Annotated in this window: 19 protein-coding genes; 11 read left to right on the forward strand and 8 right to left on the reverse strand. The window is 43.0% G+C overall.

Going from position 1 to position 21069, the window contains the following annotated elements; all coding sequences use genetic code 11:
- On the forward strand, positions 1-888 hold the full coding sequence (locus AB6C75_RS07105) for a mechanosensitive ion channel family protein (RefSeq protein WP_009846738.1): 888 nt from the start codon (positions 1-3) through the stop codon (positions 886-888).
- Positions 889-1032: 144 nt separating this feature from the next.
- Here AB6C75_RS07105 and AB6C75_RS07110 read toward each other — a convergent pair whose 3' ends face one another.
- Positions 1033-3060, reverse strand: coding sequence for a cache domain-containing protein (locus AB6C75_RS07110; RefSeq protein ID WP_372107469.1), 2028 nt, complete (start codon positions 3058-3060; stop codon positions 1033-1035).
- Positions 3050-4513, reverse strand: a complete 1464-nt coding sequence (locus AB6C75_RS07115) for a sigma-54 dependent transcriptional regulator (RefSeq protein WP_009846740.1) — start codon at positions 4511-4513, stop codon at positions 3050-3052. The genes AB6C75_RS07110 and AB6C75_RS07115 overlap by 11 nt, the downstream gene beginning before the upstream one ends.
- A gap of 303 nt (positions 4514-4816) precedes the next feature.
- Here AB6C75_RS07115 and AB6C75_RS07120 point away from each other — a divergent pair, with 303 nt between their 5' ends.
- The 5 genes from AB6C75_RS07120 (at position 4817) to AB6C75_RS07140 (ending at position 9708) form a co-directional block, all read left to right on the forward strand.
- A complete protein-coding gene (locus AB6C75_RS07120) occupies positions 4817-5623 on the forward strand; it encodes a substrate-binding domain-containing protein (protein WP_009846741.1) in 807 nt (268 codons plus the stop codon).
- 277 nt (positions 5624-5900) lie between these two features.
- Positions 5901-6599, forward strand: coding sequence for an ABC transporter permease (locus tag AB6C75_RS07125; protein ID WP_009846742.1), 699 nt, complete (start codon positions 5901-5903; stop codon positions 6597-6599).
- 10 nt (positions 6600-6609) lie between these two features.
- On the forward strand, positions 6610-7329 hold the full coding sequence (locus tag AB6C75_RS07130; protein ID WP_122047283.1) for an energy-coupling factor ABC transporter ATP-binding protein: 720 nt from the start codon (positions 6610-6612) through the stop codon (positions 7327-7329).
- The gene (gene mobA / locus AB6C75_RS07135) at positions 7307-7891 is read left to right on the forward strand and encodes a molybdenum cofactor guanylyltransferase MobA (protein ID WP_004733776.1); all 585 of its coding nucleotides are present in this window, start codon (positions 7307-7309) and stop codon (positions 7889-7891) included. Before AB6C75_RS07130 ends, mobA begins: the two co-directional genes overlap by 23 nt.
- A complete protein-coding gene (locus tag AB6C75_RS07140) occupies positions 7891-9708 on the forward strand; it encodes a bifunctional molybdopterin-guanine dinucleotide biosynthesis adaptor protein MobB/molybdopterin molybdotransferase MoeA (RefSeq protein WP_372107470.1) in 1818 nt (605 codons plus the stop codon). Before mobA ends, AB6C75_RS07140 begins: the two co-directional genes overlap by 1 nt.
- 122 nt (positions 9709-9830) lie before the next feature.
- Here the strand turns inward: AB6C75_RS07140 and AB6C75_RS07145 are convergent, their stop codons facing one another.
- Positions 9831-11978, reverse strand: coding sequence for a diguanylate cyclase (locus AB6C75_RS07145; RefSeq protein ID WP_372107471.1), 2148 nt, complete (start codon positions 11976-11978; stop codon positions 9831-9833).
- A gap of 171 nt (positions 11979-12149) precedes the next feature.
- Between AB6C75_RS07145 and AB6C75_RS07150 the strand changes: the two genes are divergently transcribed.
- Positions 12150-12416 (forward strand): DUF2960 family protein, encoded by a 267-nt coding sequence (locus AB6C75_RS07150; protein WP_004733780.1) that lies wholly within the window; start codon positions 12150-12152, stop codon positions 12414-12416.
- Positions 12417-12595: 179 nt separating this feature from the next.
- Here the strand turns inward: AB6C75_RS07150 and nagK are convergent, their stop codons facing one another.
- Together nagK and AB6C75_RS07160 are read right to left on the reverse strand one after the other, a co-directional pair.
- Positions 12596-13504, reverse strand: coding sequence for an N-acetylglucosamine kinase (gene nagK / locus AB6C75_RS07155; RefSeq protein WP_012603950.1), 909 nt, complete (start codon positions 13502-13504; stop codon positions 12596-12598).
- Positions 13505-13667: 163 nt separating this feature from the next.
- Complete coding sequence (locus AB6C75_RS07160) at positions 13668-14414, reverse strand: tRNA-uridine aminocarboxypropyltransferase (RefSeq protein ID WP_372107472.1); 747 nt, start codon at positions 14412-14414, stop codon at positions 13668-13670.
- A 68-nt stretch (positions 14415-14482) separates the two neighbouring features.
- On the opposite strand from AB6C75_RS07160, the gene AB6C75_RS07165 reads away from it, so the two are divergent.
- On the forward strand, positions 14483-15286 hold the full coding sequence (locus AB6C75_RS07165) for a sterol desaturase family protein (protein WP_372107473.1): 804 nt from the start codon (positions 14483-14485) through the stop codon (positions 15284-15286).
- A 240-nt stretch (positions 15287-15526) separates the two neighbouring features.
- Here the strand turns inward: AB6C75_RS07165 and AB6C75_RS07170 are convergent, their stop codons facing one another.
- Positions 15527-17572 (reverse strand): methyl-accepting chemotaxis protein, encoded by a 2046-nt coding sequence (locus AB6C75_RS07170; protein ID WP_372107474.1) that lies wholly within the window; start codon positions 17570-17572, stop codon positions 15527-15529.
- Between the two features lie 104 nt (positions 17573-17676).
- Between AB6C75_RS07170 and AB6C75_RS07175 the strand changes: the two genes are divergently transcribed.
- Complete coding sequence (locus AB6C75_RS07175; RefSeq protein WP_017097841.1) at positions 17677-18162, forward strand: C40 family peptidase; 486 nt, start codon at positions 17677-17679, stop codon at positions 18160-18162.
- A gap of 91 nt (positions 18163-18253) precedes the next feature.
- Here AB6C75_RS07175 and AB6C75_RS07180 read toward each other — a convergent pair whose 3' ends face one another.
- Positions 18254-18598 carry a DUF3802 family protein gene (locus tag AB6C75_RS07180; protein WP_009846752.1) on the reverse strand — a complete coding sequence of 115 codons (345 nt, stop codon included), beginning with the start codon at positions 18596-18598 and terminating at the stop codon, positions 18254-18256.
- Positions 18599-19052: 454 nt separating this feature from the next.
- Here AB6C75_RS07180 and AB6C75_RS07185 point away from each other — a divergent pair, with 454 nt between their 5' ends.
- Together AB6C75_RS07185 and AB6C75_RS07190 are read left to right on the forward strand one after the other, a co-directional pair.
- Positions 19053-19919: a fructosamine kinase family protein gene (locus AB6C75_RS07185; RefSeq protein ID WP_012603955.1), complete on the forward strand. Its 867-nt coding sequence runs from the start codon at positions 19053-19055 to the stop codon at positions 19917-19919.
- A 115-nt stretch (positions 19920-20034) separates the two neighbouring features.
- Positions 20035-20238, forward strand: a complete 204-nt coding sequence (locus AB6C75_RS07190) for a CPXCG motif-containing cysteine-rich protein (protein WP_012603956.1) — start codon at positions 20035-20037, stop codon at positions 20236-20238.
- A gap of 177 nt (positions 20239-20415) precedes the next feature.
- On the opposite strand, the gene AB6C75_RS07195 is transcribed toward AB6C75_RS07190, so the two are convergent.
- A complete protein-coding gene (locus AB6C75_RS07195; RefSeq protein WP_372107475.1) occupies positions 20416-21027 on the reverse strand; it encodes a riboflavin synthase subunit alpha in 612 nt (203 codons plus the stop codon).
- Positions 21028-21069: the final 42 nt, after the last annotated feature.

Raw genomic sequence — 21069 nt, forward strand, 5'->3', positions numbered from 1 at the left:
ATGAAGAAGTTATTTATCCTACTATTTGTTGGCTTGGCAAGTGCTGTCAGTTTCCCGACCTTTGCGACGGAAGAGTTAGCCAACGTAGAAAACATCTCTAAGATAGCGAGCTTGGTGCGATGGAGCGGCGTGTTCTTCTCCATGATCGTTATTGCCGCAATGTGGTTGTTGCTTAAGTTCATCAATTCGTTAGTGACCAGTTTTGGTAGTCAGTTCGTGCAATATCGAATGCTGCTACAAAAACTGCAATCGTTTACTCAGTTCTTTATCTACGTGAGCACCGGTCTTATCGTGTTCATGATGAGCTTTAGAATCAACGACCAAATCTTAGCTTTGATTGGTGGTACGCTCGCCGTGTCGGTCGGCTTTGCGCTTAAAGACTTGGCAGCATCGTTTATCGCCGGCATCACTGTGATGATTGACAGACCCTTTCAGGTTGGTGACCGCGTCACGTTCGAAGGTAACTATGGCGACATCATTACCATTGGTTTGCGTTCTGTTCGAATGAGAACCCTGAACGATGACATCATCACGATCCCGAACAACAAGTTCTTAAACGAAGTAACGACCAGTGGTAACTATGGCGCGCTGGATATGCAGGTGGTGATTCCATTTTATGTCGGTATGAATGAAGACATCACCCTAGCCCGAGACTTGATTCAAGAAGCGGCGTCTTCAAGTCGTTACATCCACTTGCCGAAGCCTGTTACGGTTCTGGTTAAACAGACGATTACCGACAACTACCTAGCGATACAGTTGACGTGTAAGGCTTATGTCGTCGACACGGCGTATGAGAAGTTGTTTGAAACCGACATTACCCTGCGTGTGATGAAAGAGTTTAAGAAGCACAACATCAACCCACCGAAAATTTCAGTGGCAGCGCATTAGGCTTAACGCTTTTCATGTTTTGGACTCTCCTAACCGTTTGAAATGGCTTGTATTCATTTCAAATGATTAGCCATAAATAAAAACACCTCCGAACTTGCCTTAAGTGCGGAGGTGTTTTTTATGTCTTTGTGGTTCAAACTTTGATTAAAGGTTAGACACCAACAACTGCGGTGTGGCTTTTTGCTGAAGATAGATACTAAAGCGACTTCCTTTACCTACTTCGGATTCAACTCGTATTTCGCCGCCCGTTTGGCTCAAAATACTTTGAGAAACGGACAAACCTAAGCCTGTGCCGTCTCTTTTGGTGGTATAGAAAGGAGAGAAAATACGTTTCAGTTGTTCTTCCTTAATACCACAGCCCTCATCTTCAACATGAACAATCGCACCATGAGACACACCATTTTCAACCCAGTCTTCACTTGAGATGGTCAACGTGCCCTGTCCGTCCATCGCGTGAATCGCGTTCATTTGCAGGTTCACTAGAATTTGCAGCAATTGGTTTCGGTTCACTTCGACTGAGGTTTTAGCATTCAATTGCGAGACATACACAATACCTTTCTTTTTTGCGCCTGTTTTTACGAGCGTAATACTTTCATCGACAATTGGATTGATATGTTGCCAAGTGATTTCGTCTTGTACACCACCGTGTCGGCTGTATTGAAGTAAGCTTCGTGTGATGTTTCGGATTCGGTCGATCTGCTCCATGATCGCGTGGACTTCTTCGTCTACACGGCCCACTTCATCGCCAAGTTCAAACTTCATTAGTTCAACATTGCCAAGAATCACCGCCGTTGGGTTATTAATCTCATGGGCAATACCTGCGGTTAACTCACCTAATGCGGCTAATTTCTCGTTGACCACCAGCTTATCTCTAGCTTGGTTGAGAAGCTGGATATGCAGTTCGAGTTCTTCCGTTTTCTCTTTCAAACTGGCGGTACGAGAATGAACCTTACATTCGAGTTCAGACGCAGCTTGTTGAATCTCTTGATTACGCTCGTGGAGCAGATCTAACATTTTGTCGAACTGTTTCGCAAGCAACGTAAGTTCGTGTTGATCATCCAAACCCAACGTACCGATTCGCTTGTCTTGCCCCATTTGGACGAGTTTTACAACTTTATGGATGCGTTCAATTGGGTTGAAAAGATCGCGTGCACCACGGTGTACGATCAAACCTGAAGCTAACAGCAGTAATATGATGGTGATGCTGATTTCACCAAGGTTAGTCAGATACGTCTCTACGAGTGGCCAGATTAGATAGCCGGTATAAAGCATGCCAATAACGTTATCAAACTGGTCGTGGATTGGTTGATAAGCGGTGATGTACCAAGCGTCGTAAACATATGCTCGGTCTAACCACTTTTGCCCTTGATTCAATACTTTTGAATGAACCTCATGAGAAACGCGAGTACCAATTGCGCGCCCTGCGCTGTCTTCACTGCTTAATGGCACATTAGTGCTGACACGTAGGTCATCAAGAAACACAGTGACGGTACCTATGCGGCGGTTAAAGCCCTCGCGTTGCGGATAAATGAGATTGCTGATCTGATCAACCAACTGTGTGCTGTTATTAAGTAGGATCCCGCCATCAAGAAAACCAATCACGTGATCATTCTTGTCACGAATCGACACAACGGTACGGCTAACTAAACCCCGAGTTTCAACATTTTGACTATTGAGCATTGGGACTTCGGCTTGCCTTGCAAGGTTTTGGTCTAACTCGTTGAGTTCATTTTGGCTCAATACACTAAAGAACGATTCTTTGCGTGTCAGATCGAGGTATTCACGCTTTTTCCCCATGCTCTCAACACTTCTCCAACGCAAAAAGTCGAGCTCATAGCGAGATTTGTTTTCAGAAACCCAACGAGTGAGCTCTTCCTTTGAAATATCACTCGTAAGTTTGATTCGAAAGTTATAAGACTCAGCGAATGCTTGAACGTTATAGGCCTGTTGATTTTGAATTAGATGGATACTGTTGTCGGCAACATCCAAACGCTCATCAACATCGATCAAAGCCCCCTGCCACGTATAGTGAACAGACCAATACAAAGTGATCGCAACCAAAGCGCATAAAGTTAAAATGATCGGCGCTGACGTCAAAAATAACAGACGATAACGCACCATGGTTTTGAACCGGAACGTCCACTTTGACCACCAATGACGTCTAATCGGCATATTCAGAGCCTTCTGTGTTCCAATCTTTATATTTACGCTCTAGCGTTTTCCGTGCAACGCCGAGGTCTCTTGCAGCTGCGGATTTATTACCATCATGAAAACTCACCAGTTGCTCGATATGAGATTTCTCTACTTCTTTGAGTGTCCAAGTGTTGGGGTAACCTTCTGCAGCGTCTACGTTATTCAAGTTTGGTATTTCCGCTCCATGTGACACCGTCACTGAAATACTGGTGGGCGCAGGATCGCCATTAATTTCGCGCCAATAGTGCGCTGGTGGCTTGTCTAAAAGAATGCACCTTTCGACTAGGTTCTTGAGTTCGCGAATATTTCCCGGCCATTCGTATTCATTCATCGCCAAGATGTCTTCATGCGCCCAGTTTGGAACCGGTACACTAAGTTCACTTGCTAAAAGACGAGTGAAATACGGAACAAGCTCTATTAGATCGGATGGACGCTCTCTCAATGGCACAACATCGATTTTAAGGACATTGAGTCGGTAGAATAGATCGCGACGGAAGTGCCCTTTTTCGACCTCTTGTTGAAGGTTTCGGTTAGTCGCCGCCACTACTCGTACGTCAACGGCAATTTCTTTCTCGCTACCGACTGGACGAATAGTGCGTTGCTCTAACACACGCAACAACGCTGCTTGCATTGGTAGTGGCATTTCCCCAATTTCGTCGAGGAACAAGGTGCCACCACTTGCGACTCTGAATAGACCTTCACGGTTTTTCTTCGCGCCGGTAAATGCGCCAGAGGTATGCCCGAATAGTTCACTTTCAAGAAGTTCTGGGGCGATTGCGCCACAGTTGATTGGCACAAATGGGCCTGTGCGTTTACTCGCTTCATGTACACCACGTGCAACTAGCTCTTTACCTGTACCTGACTCACCTTCTATAAGAACGGATGCTCGAGAGGGTGCAAATTGACTGATCAGCAATTTAAGCTGTTTGGTTTTATCTGAGTTACCGATTAACTCGGTCTTGATATGACGGCTAACATCACGCTTCAATGCGTATTGCATTCTTTGATCAAGGCGCTTATCCATACAACGTAGTACAGCTTGTATCATTTGTTCCAAATTGAAAGGTTTAAGAATGAAGTCTGAAGCGCCAAGCTTAAGCGCGGATATGGTCATCTCTAGATCAGCATAGCCAGTCATGAAAATAACATCAGCACGTTTGTCGTTGTCGTTAAACGCTTCTTCCCACTCAATACCAGAGCGTCCTGGCAGGTTGATATCAAGAACAATGAGATCAAAATGTTCGCTCGAACGCAGTATTTCAGCTTCTTCAACGGATCCTGCACTCGATACCTTGCCAAAGAACTTACCCAGAGCCTTCTTTAGAATAGCCTGCATCCCTACTTCATCGTCCACGACCAAGACGGAAAACGCTTGATATTGAGTCAATGTGTTTGGGTTGAGGTTCGATGCAGGTGAACTAGGTAAAGACATAATGATTAGCCGATGGGGAAAGTTGGGACAGAGTGTACCAATTAACCTTTTGTGCGACAGGGACAATGTGCGACATTTTGTCCTAGCTCATATTTTAATGCATTTTGTTAGCCTAAATGACGCAGTTTTGTTCGATATAACAGCAATTTAATGAAATTTGATGCACTATTTATTGGCATTAAGCTTGCTTATTAGGTGTAGATTCCTAATTACAACAATTAGCGTCTTATGCACATGCCCTTCTTTGAGCCCTTTAAAAATAGAGGCATGTCATTCATTTATAACAGAATGGACATAATAATAATGAAAGCAATTCCCCTAACTATTGCAGCTCTATCTATCGTCAGTTACACGGCTAGCAGCGCGGAAGACACCACTCATATCAAATTGGCGACAACCACAAGTACCTACCACTCAGGCTTACTGGACTACTTATTGCCTGAGTTCGAAAAGGATTCTGGTATTAAGGTTGATGTTCTCGCTGCGGGTACGGGTAAATCACTTCGCATGGGTGAAAACGGTGATGTTGATTTGGTAATGACTCACGCACCAAAAGCTGAAGCGAACTTCGTTGAAAAAGGTTACGGCGTTTTACCTCGTAAGCTGATGTACAACGATTTTGTTATCGTTGGCCCACAAAGCGACCCTGCGAAGATTGAATCTCAAAAAGCAGTAGCTGATGTGTTCAAAGCAATCGCGAACAACAACGTGACGTTTGTTTCTCGTGGGGACGACTCTGGTACTCATAAGAAAGAGATGGGTATTTGGGCACAAACTAAGATGGAGCCAAACTTTGGCGGCTATCGCAGCGTTGGTCAAGGAATGGGTCCTACTCTGAACATGGCGTCTGAAATGCAAGGCTACACCATGACAGACCGTGGTACTTGGTTGGCTTACCAAAACAAACTTGACCTTAAAGTGTTGTTCCAAGGCGACAAGAACCTATTTAACCCTTACCAAGTGATTCTTGTTAACCCAGAACGCTACCCAAGCATCAATTACCAAGCAGCGAAAGTATTCAGTGATTGGTTGGTTAACCCTAAAGGCCAGAAACTGATCAACGACTTTAAACTGCACGGCAAACAGCTGTTTGTTGCAAACGCAGAATAGTTTGTTGCAAGCGCAGAATAGCTTGTTGTAAGAAATGAGTCGTGGGTTGTGAGTAAAGCGTAGCGTTGAAGGTTTAACCCTAACCAACTAGCGCTACGCTTAACTAAACAGTCAACGAGACCACCTAAACAATCACGTTTAAAAACCGTCTTGCTTTAAAGGCATTCACGCTTAGAAACAATAGCTGACCAATACAGGCTCAAATAGTTTGTGTCAGCTATGATTAACATCAGACACTACCGATAAAAGCCTATTATCGATTCAAACGAGATACTTCATGACCCTATGGCAAACAACGATTGATGCAATGAATCTACTGGTGAGTTTTGACCACGAATTGTGGCAAATCGTCGCGGTATCCTTCAGTGTATCTTTGTCCGCCATCTCATTAGTGATTGTTCCTGCAATCCTTATGGCTTTCTTATTGGCTTACACCGAATTCCCCGGTAAATGGGCGCTGCTTTCGGTGATCAACACCTTACAAGCGATACCGACTGTGGTAATTGGCTTGTTGATGTACATGATGCTCTCTCGTTCTGGTCCTTTAGGTGATTGGCAATTACTGTTCACGCAAAAGGCGATGATTTTAGGTCAGATGCTGATCTGTTTCCCTATCCTAGTTGCGATGATGCATGGCGCTCTGCAGGCCAGTGACCGCCGAGCAGTAGAAACAGCGCGCACTCTTGGCGTATCAACAACACGAGTCGCGTGTACCTTGATTTGGGAAACTCGTTTCCCTCTATTGGCTGCAACCATTGCTGCCTTCTCTCGTATCGTCACAGAAGTAGGTTGTTCAATGATGGTCGGTGGCAACATTATGGGGATGACAAGAAACATCCCAACAGCTATCGCCATGGAAAGCCACAAAGGCGCATTCGCTCAAGGCGTCGCCCTCGGTATGGTGTTATTAGCATTGGCATTAGCCCTTAACTTTTTCCTTTCCAGTGTGAGAGGAAAAGGCTATTTAAGAACTTAGGAACGCTGTCATGAGTATAAAAATAACAACGCAGCAAATTTCAATGCGCTACAAAGAGCGTGTTTTGTTCCACATCCCCGAATTGTCGATCGGCCCCAACGATGCCATTTATCTCAAAGGGGACAATGGCGTTGGCAAAACGACCCTACTTAAAATCTTATCAGGATTGATCAAGCCGAGCTCTGGCCGTATTCAGTCTCCGACACAAAGCTGGCAACATAGCCTGTTTCCTCGGTTAAAATTTAAAGACATCATCTATCTCCACCAAACCCCTTACCTTTTTGATGGCTCGGTGTACCAAAATGTCGCTTATGGCATTCGCTTTAATAAAGAGAGTCAAAAAGATAAGCGAGCTCAAATAATTAATGCATTAAGAATGGTAGGTTTAGAAACCTTGGCAGATGAGCACATTTCTGTGTTGTCTGGTGGTGAGCGCCAACGCGTAGCAATGGCCCGTGCTTGGATTCTTAAGCCTTCAATCTTGCTTATGGATGAACCAAGTGCTTCTTTAGACAAAGAATCTATTGAAAGATTGGTGATTATGGCCGAAGATCTTCTTCAGAGAGGCGCGAGTTTAGTCATTACAAGTCACCAAACTAACGCGTTAACCGATTTGTGTAAGAAGCAGTGGTGGATCAAGGACAACACTTTGAGCGAATCACCGCTTCTGCAAGTTATTAAAAAGAACAAAGCACAAGAGAATATTTATGCTGCTTCCAACGCAAACTAGTTGGGTTATTTTGGCTGGCGGACAAGCCAGCCGCATGGGCGGAAAAGATAAAGGACTCGTTGAACTCAACGGTTCTCCGCTTATTCAATACGTTATAAACAAGCTGTCACAACAAGATGTCAGCATCACTATCAATGCTAACCGTAACTTAGACAGTTACCAAGCATTTGCACCGGTTGTTTCCGATTCTTTCCCTGACTATCCAGGCCCATTGGGCGGCATTCATGCTGGCCTTAAAAACGCGAGCACAGATTGGGTCGGCTTTGTCCCTTGCGACAGCCCACAGATCAGTGACGACCTTGTTGAACGTTTTTGTTCTGCGGTAAAAGAAGACAGCGACATTCTTGTCGCGCATGATGGCGAATTTAAGCAACCAGTATTCACCCTATTCCACAAACGTGTTCTGCCAAAGCTAGAAGCGTTTTTGGAACGTGGTGATCGTAAAATTATCTTGCTGTACAAAGAGTGTGTCACGGAATATGTCGATTTTAGCGATTCTCCTAACTGCTTTGTTAATCTCAATACGCCAGAAGAACTCACCCAATTTGGAACGCTTCAATAATGAAAGATTCGAAACAACGCCCTAACCTTCCTCTATTGGGCTTTGCTGCTTACAGTGGCACAGGCAAAACAACCGTACTTGAAGCGTTGCTGCCTCTGCTGACTAATGCGGGTTTAAAAGTCGGTGTTCTTAAGCACGCCCACCACGATTTCGATGTCGATAAGCCGGGTAAAGACAGCTACCGTTTACGCAAAGCGGGCGCAAATCAAATGCTGATAGCTTCTCGAAACCGTCACGTGATGATGACTGAGACTCCAGAAGCGGAAGCCGATTTTGATTACCTGTTGACTCGCTTTGATACCAACACACTTGATCTGATTTTGGTTGAAGGCTGTAAGAACATTGCTTTCCCTAAAATCGAGCTGCACCGAGATGAAGTGGGCAAACCTTGGTTGTATCCAAACGATAACAACATTATTGCGATTGCTGCAGACAGCCACGTTGAATCTGACCTTCCACAAATGGCGATCAGCGACTTAGAAGCGATTCGTGATTTCATCATCGATTACGCGCAGTCCTTTGACCTTTCCTCTACAACAGGCAAAGCAGCGTCATGCTCATCTTCAAAAGACGCAGCGCCCGCGGTGTGTTGTGATTCGTTCTCTCCAGCAGGTTTAACCGTAACTCAGGGCCAACAAAAGATTGTTGATAGCATTGACGCGCTTGATCTCACAGAGAGTGTTGAATTACTGCAAGGCTACGGTCGTGTGTTGGCTGAAGATGTGATCTCGCCAATCAACGTCCCACAGAATACTAATTCTGCAATGGATGGCTACGCGATTCGTAGTGAAGATCTTGAATTGGATAGCTACAACATTGTTGCTGAAGTTATGGCTGGTCACAGCTACGACAAAACCGTTCAACAAGGTGAAGCTGTTAAGATCATGACGGGTGCACCAATGCCAGATGGCGTTGATGTTGTTGTGATGCGTGAGCAAGCCGTGCAAGGTGGCGATAAAGTTAGCTTCCCAGATGCGAAAATCTCAGTTGGACAAAATGTCCGTATGGCCGGTGAAGATTTAGAAATTGGCCAACCTGTCTTTACATGTGGCACACGCATCGAAGCACCAGAAATGGGTATGATGGCGTCGTTAGGTTTCGGTACCTGCCCTGTTCTGCGTAAAGTGAAGGTGGGTGTGTTCTCAACGGGTGATGAAGTTCAGGCACCGGGCGTTGAGCAAAAGCCAAACTCTATCTACGACTCGAACCGTTTCACTATCATCGGCATGCTTCAAAAGCTAGGTTGCGACATCGTTGATTACGGCATTATCGAAGATGACGAACAAAAGATGATGGATGTACTTCATGCTGCGTCGTTAGAGACCGATATGGTTCTGACTTCAGGTGGCGTGTCTGTTGGTGATGCTGATTACATCAAACTCGCGTTAGATAAGTTGGGTGAGATTAACTTCTGGCGTATCAACATGCGTCCAGGTCGCCCTCTTGCTTACGGCAAAATTGAAGACAAACCTTTCTTCGGTTTACCTGGCAACCCAGTAGCCGTGATGGTGTCGTTCATTAACTTTGTAGAACCTGCAATCCGCAAGCTACAAGGCCAAACCAACTGGACACCTGTTAAAGCGAATGCGGTAGCGACAGAACAACTGCGCTCACGCCAAGGCCGTACTGAATTCAGTCGTGGTGTGTTTTCAATGAACGAATCAGGCGTGCTTGAAGTAAAAACAACCGGTAAGCAAGGTTCAGGTATTCTACGTTCAATGAGCGAAGCAAACTGTCTAATCGAGATTTCACCAGCGGTAGACACTGTAAAAGCCGGTGAAACGGTGACGATCATTCCTTTGCAAGGTCGTGTGTAAATAAACAAGATTGTTAGCTTTAAGCTAGCGAATTCAGAGTAATACATACTCTAAATAGATGAAGTCCCTGATATTGGATATCAGGGGCTTTCTTTTTATGGGGGGTTGTATACAGAGTTGAACTAAACAAGCTCGACTTTAAGTAATCTGCAATCGACCAAATTATAGTTGTTACGGCCATTTTCTTTGATTTGATAGAGCTGTTTGTCTGCAATATCACAAATCATTTTAAAGTTTCGATCCACATTGTCACTGGCTAAGTCGACGTTAACCCCACCAATAGAGAGTGTTAATTGTTCCGCATAGAGAGCTTTAGGGTTTGCTAATTTGACTTCATTTAACATCTTTCGCAGAGTGACAACCTTATTTTCAATATCACTACTACTCTGTCCGAAGCAAATCGCCATGAACTCATCACCGCCATATCTGAAAAGGTAGTCATTCTTGGTTGTGAATGTTTTTTTAAGTAAGCGACTGATAATACGAAGCGCTTCGTCGCCCTCTAAATGCCCATGAAAATCGTTATAAGCTTTATACTCGTCAACATCGATCATAAGGACCGCTAGAGATTGTTTTTGGTAGTAAGCGTTATGTATTAAGACTGGCGTGATGTTATCTAATTGATATCTATTAGCTAGACCTGTTAGTGGGTCAGTAGTACTCAAGATTTCGAGTGTTTGATTCGCACTTTCTAAACGCTGTCGTTGCTTTTGATTTTCTAGCGACACGGCAATAAAGCTAGCTAAATGTTCTATAAGCTGACAGTGGTGTTCCTGATATTGGTTTGGTAGATGATGCTGAACTGACAGAAAGCCGATTAATTTTTCATTAAGAATGATTGGCGTTAGAATCATTGAGTTAGTATCAAGCTCGCCACGAAACGTAACGAAATTATCGTCTTGTGTGGTTTTACCGATATAGGGTTCTAGAGCCGCATCTGTCGCGCTATTAAAATGAACGGTAGCTCGCTTGCGAATCACATACGTACCAATGGTTTGGTTCTCTTGGCAAACTACTTTTAGGTTCGGTATTAATCCTTGAGTATCAACAAAATAGCGGTAGTCGAGTATGTCTGATTTATCGTCATACATAGCAATCCCAAACTCAGATGTTGGTAGAATCATATTTATCTTATGGAGTATCTCAGGCAGTACGCTTTCTAAATCTGCAGCGGTTGCTATGAATTGACCAATATCAGTGAGCGCACCCATATATTTTTGCATTTGAGTCAGAACGTCATTTTTCTTCTTACTCTGAATGGTACCTACCCCTTCTAGAATACGTTCGTTCTGTTCGCGCTCATAACTTCTCATGTGTTTTTCTAAAAGATCCACATGCTGAGTTTGAAGTGCCGCTAAACCAGACCAATCCTCTTCATCTCGAAAGAGCTTCGCCTTAGTTTGGGCATAGATAGCATAAGAACGGTAACTACTCTTTAGATCAAAATTCTGTTCGAGAAAAGCGCACCCTACTTTTGCTTGTTCTCGCTCTCCAATGCCTTCTAAGAATTGAAACCAGTAAACCAAATTTTCTTTTCGATTATGCTCATCTCTCGATTTTTTGAAGTGCTCTTCTGCCTGATAAAATGCATCTAATACATCACTATCATCGAAGCCTCCCCACAAGAGCATGGTTTGCCCTAGGTAACTATGACAAAGAGCTATCGTCCTGTGACTAGAAAGCGAGGTGCCTATTCTTTTCGCTTCCATAATGGCGCTAACCGCTTGCTCAAACTCATTTGTATGTGCACAGCTATAGGCTAGGTTTAAATGGCTGACAGCACAATCTAACAGGCGATTCGCATTTTGAGATGAAATAATGGCTTTACGAGCATATTGCTTCGCTTGTTCGTATTTTTCTAAGCTTAAGTGCAAGTCACTTAGATTACAGAATATAAGTGACTTAAAATTGTCATCAACTAGGTGTAAGTTTTCTAGTGTCTCTGAGTAACAAGCATACGCTGATTGATAATCACCACGAATGTTATGGGTAGACGCAAGTAACCCGATGACAAATACATATAGTTGAATTTCTTCAGGAGCAATGACGTTTAGGCAGGCTTTATAATGCTCAGCAGCGTCAGAAAGGTTATCGTGGCGATAGCTTGTGAAACCTTTAAGGAAAAGCGCGATTGAATCCGGGATCGGTTGATTATTAGCTTCGCATAGACTCGTTATTCTGTCTTCGACTTCTTTTAATCCTTTGATTCCAGGGTAGTTCTGGATTCGCGTTATAATTCCCATGATCTTTGGGTAAAGCGTATTGCTCATAAGTTCCGTTTAAGTCAGCCAGATTAAAAAATAACGAATAGTATACCACAAAATGCTTATTACACATTCCATTCATGAGGCTAATAAGTGGTAATTTCCTATCATTAACTTGAGTGGCGTACTGTTTTTATGTAGAGTGCGCGCAAAGTAATAATTATATTGGAGAGCACCATGGCTCGTACCATTCTGTACACTTATAAAGATGAAGACAAAGAGTTATTGTTTTCGAAACAAGAACACCGCACGATCCAAGAAGCTGTTGCAGCAGCTGAAGGTATCGACATCACTGAGTATCTAAAAACTGAGCAGCAGCTTGAGTTCATTTCTGATACTAAAGCGGTTCGTAACTACCAAGACAACTATTTCCGTAAGCTTGGTTTTACTAAGCTTACATTGAAGCAAAAAGACAACCTTGGTGTTGGTAAAAAGAAGAAGTAAGCCCTCTGGCTCTTTTTCTTGATATGTAGCTTCTAGCTTTTCGTTTGTAATTAGAGCTAAGAGCTGAAGAAACGAAAACACTGAACAATAAAAAATGCCGCAACCTCTTTCGAGATTGCGGCATTTTTATTTGTTCTTTTTAACTATCTAACCTTAGCTAGCTTAACGGTAAGTAACGATTACTTAATGTTAAGGAATGCAGCGCCACGAACACCGCCTGAATCACCGTGTTTCGCTTTGATGATTTTCGGACACTTCGCTACAGACAGTAGGTATTTAGGGATACGCTTTGGCATCTCTTCGTAGATAAGTTCGAAGTTTGAAAGTCCGCCACCCAGTGCAACAACGTGTGGGTCAAGACCCGTAAACAGGTTTGCAAAACAGATAGCCAATAGCTCCATAAAGCGATCTACGTGCTCAGCGGCTTTTGATTCGCCTTCGTTGTATGCTTGAATGATCTCGATCGCTTTCTTCTTCTCACCGAAGTAGTGCTCGTAAATCAGTTCGAAGCCGCGACCCGATAAGTAACTGTCTAAACAACCTTTCTTGCCACAACCACAACCCAGTAGAGGTGCGTTGTCGCCAAGGTGGAACCATGCATCTAGAGGAAGGCGCATGTGACCTAATTCACCAGCAACGTGATTACGACCAGAGAACACTTTACCTTCATAAACTAAACCGCCACCGAAGCCAGTACCTAGAATTAGGCCTGCTACTGATGGTTCGTCTTTAAGTTCATCATCCCACGCTTCTGAAAGCGCAAAACAGTTTGCATCATTTTCAATTTTCACACTACGACCAATAAGCGCTTCTAGGTCTTTGCGTAGTGGTTTCCCCGTTGAAGCTGGTACGTTAACAACCAGCATTGTGCCGTCGTCAGCATCTTCCATTCCAGGAAGACCAAGACCAATTTTGCCTTCGCAAGAAAATTCGTTGTCGTACTTCTTTACCAAACCGGCAATTGTATCAAGTAGCAGTTGATAATCTTCAGTGGGCGTTGGTACGCGTTCTGTCGCTACTCGCTCAAGTTTTTCATTGAACGCACCAAACTCAATCTTTGTGCCGCCAACATCGAAGCCGTAATACATGAAATCTCTCCAATTTTTCCCTAAATTAGGGCAAATAATTTTTTCTAAATAAACAACTAAAGAGCATTATCCATAACACTCCCCCTACAAACCGTGATAGATGACAAACTTATCCCGTGTTTGAGTTTGTTTGAACAACAAGTCAGCACAAAGCGGTTAAAGGTTAGAGTGACTTCTCACTTTTAGTATGCTCTATGAAAGCATTCAGGCTCGGTTTGGTTGGATCCGACTTATAACGTGTCTTACTTAACATATAACTTTCCCGAAATGTCTCAAACCATAGCTGTAAAGTCTTGGCACCCTGCTCTTCACCAGCCTGTTTCAAAACCAAGCTCGCCACTTCTGCTGTCGAAAGATGTTGTTCATTGTCTGACTTGCGCATCATGTATTGAGAAACCGATTCAGGCTCAATCGATAACACAGGTAAATCTTGCAGATATTCTGAGCGACGAAAAATTCGACGTGCCTCGCGCCAGCTACCATCAATAAAGATCAGCAATAGTGTTTTGTTTGGGTCACGCATTTGTGGCAGGTTTTGAACCACGCGCGATTTGTCATCTGTATAGTCTTCGGGGAACACTACGACAGGTTGATAGTTGTCATCTTTTAAGACATCCAACATTTCCTGATTCGGCTCTGTGCGATGCCATAAGTAAGCGTAACTGTCTTTTACTGTATCGATAATCAATCGACCTGTATTACTTGGTTTCAATATTTCGTTATCTGACAAGATCAACATGGTCGCAACGTTCGTATTTACGTCTGGTTGATGTTCACAGATACAGCTGTCTTGTTTTATTTTACAGAATTCACATCGCACTACTTTACACCCGCGCGCATTAAACGGCTTAGTAGCAATGGATAAACGATGTTGATATAAACGGTGAAAAGCGTGGATTCTCATGGACAATAACGATAAATCTAGAAAAGTGGCACGATTGTACTTACAGTGACCCTAGAATGATAGAAGGAATTCCCATGCAAGACCCATCCCTGCTTCGCCTTGTTTGCTTTATCGTCGTTTTTGGATTGTGTGCGCTTTGGGAGTACCGCTTTCCTCGGAAAACACTGACTCAAAGCAAATGGTTTCGTTGGGGTAATAACTTTGCGTTGGTTGCTTTGAACAGCTTTCTATTAGCCACTCTAATTCCAATCGCAGCATTTCAAGCGGCGGTTATCGCACAAGAAAGCCAATGGGGTCTATTCAATACCCTGTCACTTCCTAAAGAACTCACCATTCTCATCTGTGTTTTACTGTTAGATTGCGCTATTTACCTGCAGCACTTGGTGTTTCACCGTGTTTCATGGCTATGGAAGTTACACCGAGTTCATCATGCGGATCTAGATATTGATGTCACAACCGGAACTCGTTTTCATCCAATTGAGATGATTATTTCAATGCTGATTAAAGTGAGTTTAGTGATCGCGCTTGGTGTACCTGTCATCGCTATTGTCATCTTTGAAATTGTTCTTAACGCCAGTGCGATGTTTAACCACAGCAATGCGCGTCTGCCACTGTGGATTGATAAGCGATTGAGAAAAGTGATTGTGACACCAGACATGCACCGCGTTCATCACTCGGTCATTGCTAAGGAAACGCACTCAAACTTTGGTTTTTTCTTATCGGTGTGGGACATTTGGTTCAAAACCTATCGCGCTCAACCTAAGCTTGGCCATGATAACGTTCAGATTGGCGTTCCAGAGATTCAAGATGGTAAAGAGCAACGGTTAGACTTAATGCTACGTCAGCCATTTGCACGATTCCCGACAACGAAAGACTAGGTTCGAATTCAGTTGAGTCTCAGTTTATGTTGAGACCAAACCTATCTTAATAACAAACCTGTTTCTATAACAAACTCGTCTCCATAACAAACCAAGCTTAATACCAAAGCAAAACGCCCTTAGATTCTTGTGAAAACTTAAGGGCGTTTCTGTATCAATAGGAATTTAAGCGTAGCTAGTGCTTCAACTATTATGCTGTCAGGCTTAACTCAGCAAGCTCGTTTATTTGAGGACGCTTGTTTATTTCAGTACGTACTTATGAAGCATGGCTTGTTGGTGCCCAGCTATCTCTCCGACTTGCTCTGAACTCTCAATCATGGATTCAAGCTGTAACTTAGTATTCTCGCCTTGTTCAGAAACACGAGTGATCGAATGTGTCACATCCACCGTTGCGCGTGCCTGTTGCTCAGTCGCCACCATGATTTGTTCAACACGTCCTTTAATCTGGCTAACCGCCACCTCGATTTTTTCAAACGCTTGTTTCACATCTCCACTGGTTTCAAGTGCATTCGCCATTTCGTTTCTCGACTCTGTTACAGAAGCCCGTGAGCGATCAGCTGCTGCTACCAATTCATTCATCATATTTCGAATATTAGTGGTTTGCTGGGATGTGCCGCTGGCTAGTTTTCTTACTTCATCGGCGACCACTGCAAAGCCTCGGCCTTGATCTCCTGCTCGAGCTGCTTCTATTGCTGCATTTAATGCGAGTAAGTTAGTGTTGTCAGCAATGCCGCTGATCATGTCGACCATTTCGCGAATCTGTTTAACACGCCCGTCTAAGTCGGCCATCGATTCTTCATTCATGCTTAACGAGTGTTCTAGTGCATGCAGTCGCTGCTGGTTAAGTCCAACAACTTGGCTGCCATTCACTGACTCATCTTCTGCTATTTGTGCATCGTCGTTCGATGCATTAGAGATACGAGCTATCTCACCAATCGATGCTTCTAGTTCAGTAATGGTGGTGATCATATTCTGAAGTGATTCGTTCTGCTCGTTCAAGCTCGAATTGGTTTGCTCTGCAGCGTCATGGCTTACTTCAGCCGTTTGATAAAGCGTCTCACAGTTGCGCGTTACCAAACGAACCGAATCAGCGGTTGAGTCGACAACAGAATTAAGTTTTGATGCGATAACTTGCAATTCCAATGGGCCAACTAATTGACTCTGTTTTGAAAAATCGTGTTCCGCGAGTAAGCTCATTTGTTGAGTAATGTTCCTGAGTCCTTTGTTCACCCAGTGACGCAATACGAACCATGAAATAGAAATGATGGCCGTTATCACTAATCCGCTAATAAATAGTACTTTGTCTATCGTCGCAATTGTCTGATTGACCACAAACTCGCTTTCATAAATAAAAATGGAAGCGGTGTTCGATAGTTGATTTAAGGTCCCTATCACGGTGTTGGCCAGATGGATGACTTTTGCTAAGTCGGCTTCTTGTTGCTCAACAAGTTCTAGCTTTTGCAGGATTTGTCTTAATACACCGTTATCTGCAAAGCCAGATTTAACCATCTCATAAGGCGCTGTTAAGCTTGCGAACTCTACGATGTCTGGATGCCATTCAGAAAAGTCATCATACGCGAGGTTAATGCCTGCAATTCGATTTCGAAGCTCTCTGTATTCGTCTTGCGCTTTTTCTAAGTCTGATTGCATCATCAACATTAGGAAGGTGTTCGCCATTGCAGAAGCACTCGCTGTGAATCGGTTAGCCGCATCGGAAGCCTCTGGGTTGTTCTGAACAAGGAAAGAACTGATACGGTTCATTTCAGGTCCGATGGAACTCACACCATAGCGAAACTCAGTGACTTGGCCATCGATGAGGTTTTGCTTATTCTGAATTTCGATTTGTGACGACAACACTTGGCTAGTCATCAATTGTAAGGTCGCCATGTTCTCGGTTAAGTCTTGTTTTTGTTCAACGGAAATCGCGTCAGGAAAAGACTGGGATATGAAGAGGAGTTCTTCTAGCGTTTGGTTACTTTCGGCAACTAACACGTCGATCGAGTTGCCTGTTGTGCTAAGCGTATTTAGGTCGGTTGATTGGGTGCTATAAGTAAGAAGTTTTACCTGCTCCAACACGCTTTGTGTTAATTCGGCGTTGTTTAATGCAAGAGGTAATGCTTGTTCCGAAAGTGCTTCAAAATGGCCCCCGACCCGATCGACGCCTCGGAGACTGACCAAAGATAAAAAGATGACGAGCAAAAGAATGGAAATAAATACAGCGGTGACGGTTTGAATGAGCGAGAATGAATAACGTGAAGGTTTTATTGATAAATTTGTGTCGGGCATGTGAAATCCAGTTTGACTACGAAAAAAGATATCCTTAAGTTAGTTCGTATACTAGAAGTCCTTGATGACGTTTATATTTCAGTTTTTTGTCAGAAGACTTACATATGAAATTCAGAAAAATGGCTGTTGTTACAATAACTTTAGCAACATTGGCTGCTTGTAGCTCGACGCCATCCCCTTCTCAGCTTAGTCAAACCGCACACAAGCCTCTGTCAAAGTTAGAGCAATCAACGACCAATGCGTATATGAGTGTGTATGAACAGTGGAAAGGTGTGCCATATCATTTCGGTGGGACTTCATTTAGAGGCGTAGATTGCTCTGCTTTCGTTCAAATCGCAGTGCAAACTGCGACCCAGCAAGCCTTACCGAGAACCACAAAAGATCAAGTTAAAAAGGGAAAGGAAATAGCGTATGGACAGGCAATAAGTGGTGACTTGGTGTTTTTCAAAACATCGATGACGGTACGACACGTCGGTGTATATTTAGGAAACAATCAATTCCTACATGCTTCGACATCGAAAGGTGTCATTATATCGAGATTGGATAACCCTTATTGGGCCTCTAAGTTTTGGCATTTTAGGCGTTTATAGTGATTAAAAGATTAACTGATAACACAGTTGCTTTGAAGGTACTATTTAAACGCCTATCGCTGTTTAGCCTAGTAAATGTACTAGAAGCTAATTAGTCGTATTGAGCGACCGCAGTATCAAACAGATTCTTCACTAATGCGATGTATTCATCTAAGAATACAATTTGTTCGTTAGTCGCTTTTTTTGACCATACACCAGCTAACACTTCACCTAAATCAGCCACCACTGAATCCGCTTCTTTCAATAGTTGAAAACGAACGCTTGAATGTAACTCAGGGTTTTGCTCGAAAATAGCCATGATATTTGTTGATATCATGTCAGTGATGATGTCTTCGACACTTTCATTACCTGTATCGCCATTACTATTAGTAAAGACATCTAGGTTAAATGATAAGTGTTCGATCAAAGCCAAATAGCCATCGGTTTCTACAACCACAATAAATCTCCGTTTAAGCTCAAGAGCAGATTAATATGTACCTGCCTAATACTATGTATATGAGTCTGTTTGTCATCTCTTTATTACTAAAAACTGTATTAAAGTGATCCGAGTTAGCATTTAAGCTTAAATTTCAATCAAAACACCCTAACTTCACCAAACACACCTAAAATATAGTGAAAAATAATCTCAACCTATTTCTGCGATTCTATTGTATGAAAATCATCATGCCGTGAGATTAGTTCCAAACTATTTCCTTATATCATTCTCAATTTCTGTTTTGATTTCAAAGGGCTTGAATCAGTTCGAGTTCACAAATCAGCCAATTGATTCTACATTAGTTGAAGAAGAGCCAAGAACATTGACGAGTGCGTCTATAAATTGCTCAGATTTATCCTAAACTATTGCTATTAAACAAACAGTATTTCTAACCTTCAGTCTTTGAGGATTTCCTATGTGGCAGGCCATTTCTCAACAACTTTCAGATACTCTTCTATTTAACTTCCAGATAACTGAACGTACCAAGGTTTCTGGTGGCGACATTAACGATTGCTATATGATTAGCGATGGTAACGAACGTTACTTTGTAAAAGTGAACCAGCGAGAATTTTTACCTAAGTTTGAAATTGAAGCTGAGAACTTACGCTTGTTAAGAGAGACTTCTACCGTTTATGTTCCTGAATTGGTACTGATTGGTAAAACCAAAGAATGCTCGTTCATTATCCTTAATTACTTGCCGACCAAGCCGCTTGAAACAAGCAATAATAGCTATGACTTTGGCGTTCAACTTGCTCAATTGCATCAATGGGGTGAACAGAAAGAGTTTGGTTGTGACCAAGACAATTATATTGGTAGCACCCTTCAACCCAACCCTTGGCATAAGAAATGGGGACGTTTTTTCTCTGAGCAACGCATTGGCTTCCAACTGCAATTGTTAAAAGAAAAAGGCATCGAATTCGGCGATATCGATGATATTGTTGATGTCGTGAATATGCGTCTTGCAGGCCACAACCCTCGCCCTTCTTTGCTTCATGGCGACCTTTGGAACGGTAATGTTGCTAACTCAGCCTTTGGGCCAATCTGTTACGATCCCGCTTGTTATTGGGGCGATCATGAATGTGATTTAGCGCTAACTGAACTGTTTGAAGGGTTTTCAAAAGAGTTTTATGAAGGTTACCAGAGCGTCAATCCACTCGACGTTGGCTATACTGATCGGAAAGACATTTATAATTTGTACCATCTTCTCAACCACTGCAATCAATTTGGCGGCGAGTATTTAGCACAAACTGAGGCGTGTATTCAGAAGATACAGGCCGTTTAACACCAATCACAGCTAGCTACTGCAATCGATATAAGTGCAACGTTCGATATCGCTATTTGTTACGCCCCATACAAGCTACTACGATTAGTGCAAGTTACAGTGAGGATAATTCGCCATGCATAAATACACAGAGAAACATGTTTCTTGCCCCCATTGTGGTCATGCAATTAGCATAACGCTGGATGCTTCTAATGGGAGCCAAGATTTTTATGACGATTGCCCTGCATGTTGCAATGCTATTCATCTGGACATGCAGGTTGATGAATTGAGAGACAGAATCCACCTTTCAATTGATGCAGACGACGAACAAGTTTTCTAACACACTTTCTCTCTTGTCGAGTTGGCTCTACACCTCGATTTAAAGCTACACCTCGATTTTGAAGCTAGCCCAGAAAAACACAAAAATAGAAAAAGAGCACTTAATGTGCTCTTTTTTAACATCTTCGATTTTTACTTAGTCAACACTTTTGGGGCGCGTGTTATTGATGAACCGCTACTACGACTTCTGGTTTGCTAGCACGCGCTCAACAGTATCAACAATCGCTTGTGTTTGAGGGTCAAACTCAATATTTACTTGGTCGCCTACTTCGCGGCTGCCAAACAAAGTGCGATTTAGCGTTTCAGGAATCAAGTGTACAGAGAAACGGTTCTCTTCCACTTCACCTATCGTCAATGAACAACCATCAACGCCAATATAACCCTTGCTCAATACATACTTCATTGATTCCTGTGGCAACTCAAACCAAAGCGTGCGGTTGTTTTCAGTCTTGATCACATCCACTAAGTTCGCCATCAACGTAATGTGGCCAGACATACTATGCCCGCCAATTTCATCACCAAATTTTGCTGCTCGCTCAACATTCACTTTATCACCAACATTCAGTTGGCCTAAGTTCGTCAATCGCAATGTGGCTTGCATTAAATCAAAAGCAATCTGATTGCCCGAAATTTCCGTTACCGTTAAGCAACAACCGTTATGAGCTACTGAGGCACCAATCGCTAATCCCTCAACCATTTCGTCGCTTAGCTCAATGGTATGAGTCTGAAACAACTCTTTTTTATTTATAGCAACCAGTGTTGCCATGCCTTGAACGATACCTGTAAACATAAGATTCCTATTTAGCATTTTAGTAACAGTTTTTCATAGCAG

The organism is Vibrio sp. 10N.237.312.B06, from assembly GCF_041464685.1.
Lineage (GTDB): Bacteria > Pseudomonadota > Gammaproteobacteria > Enterobacterales > Vibrionaceae > Vibrio > Vibrio tasmaniensis_A.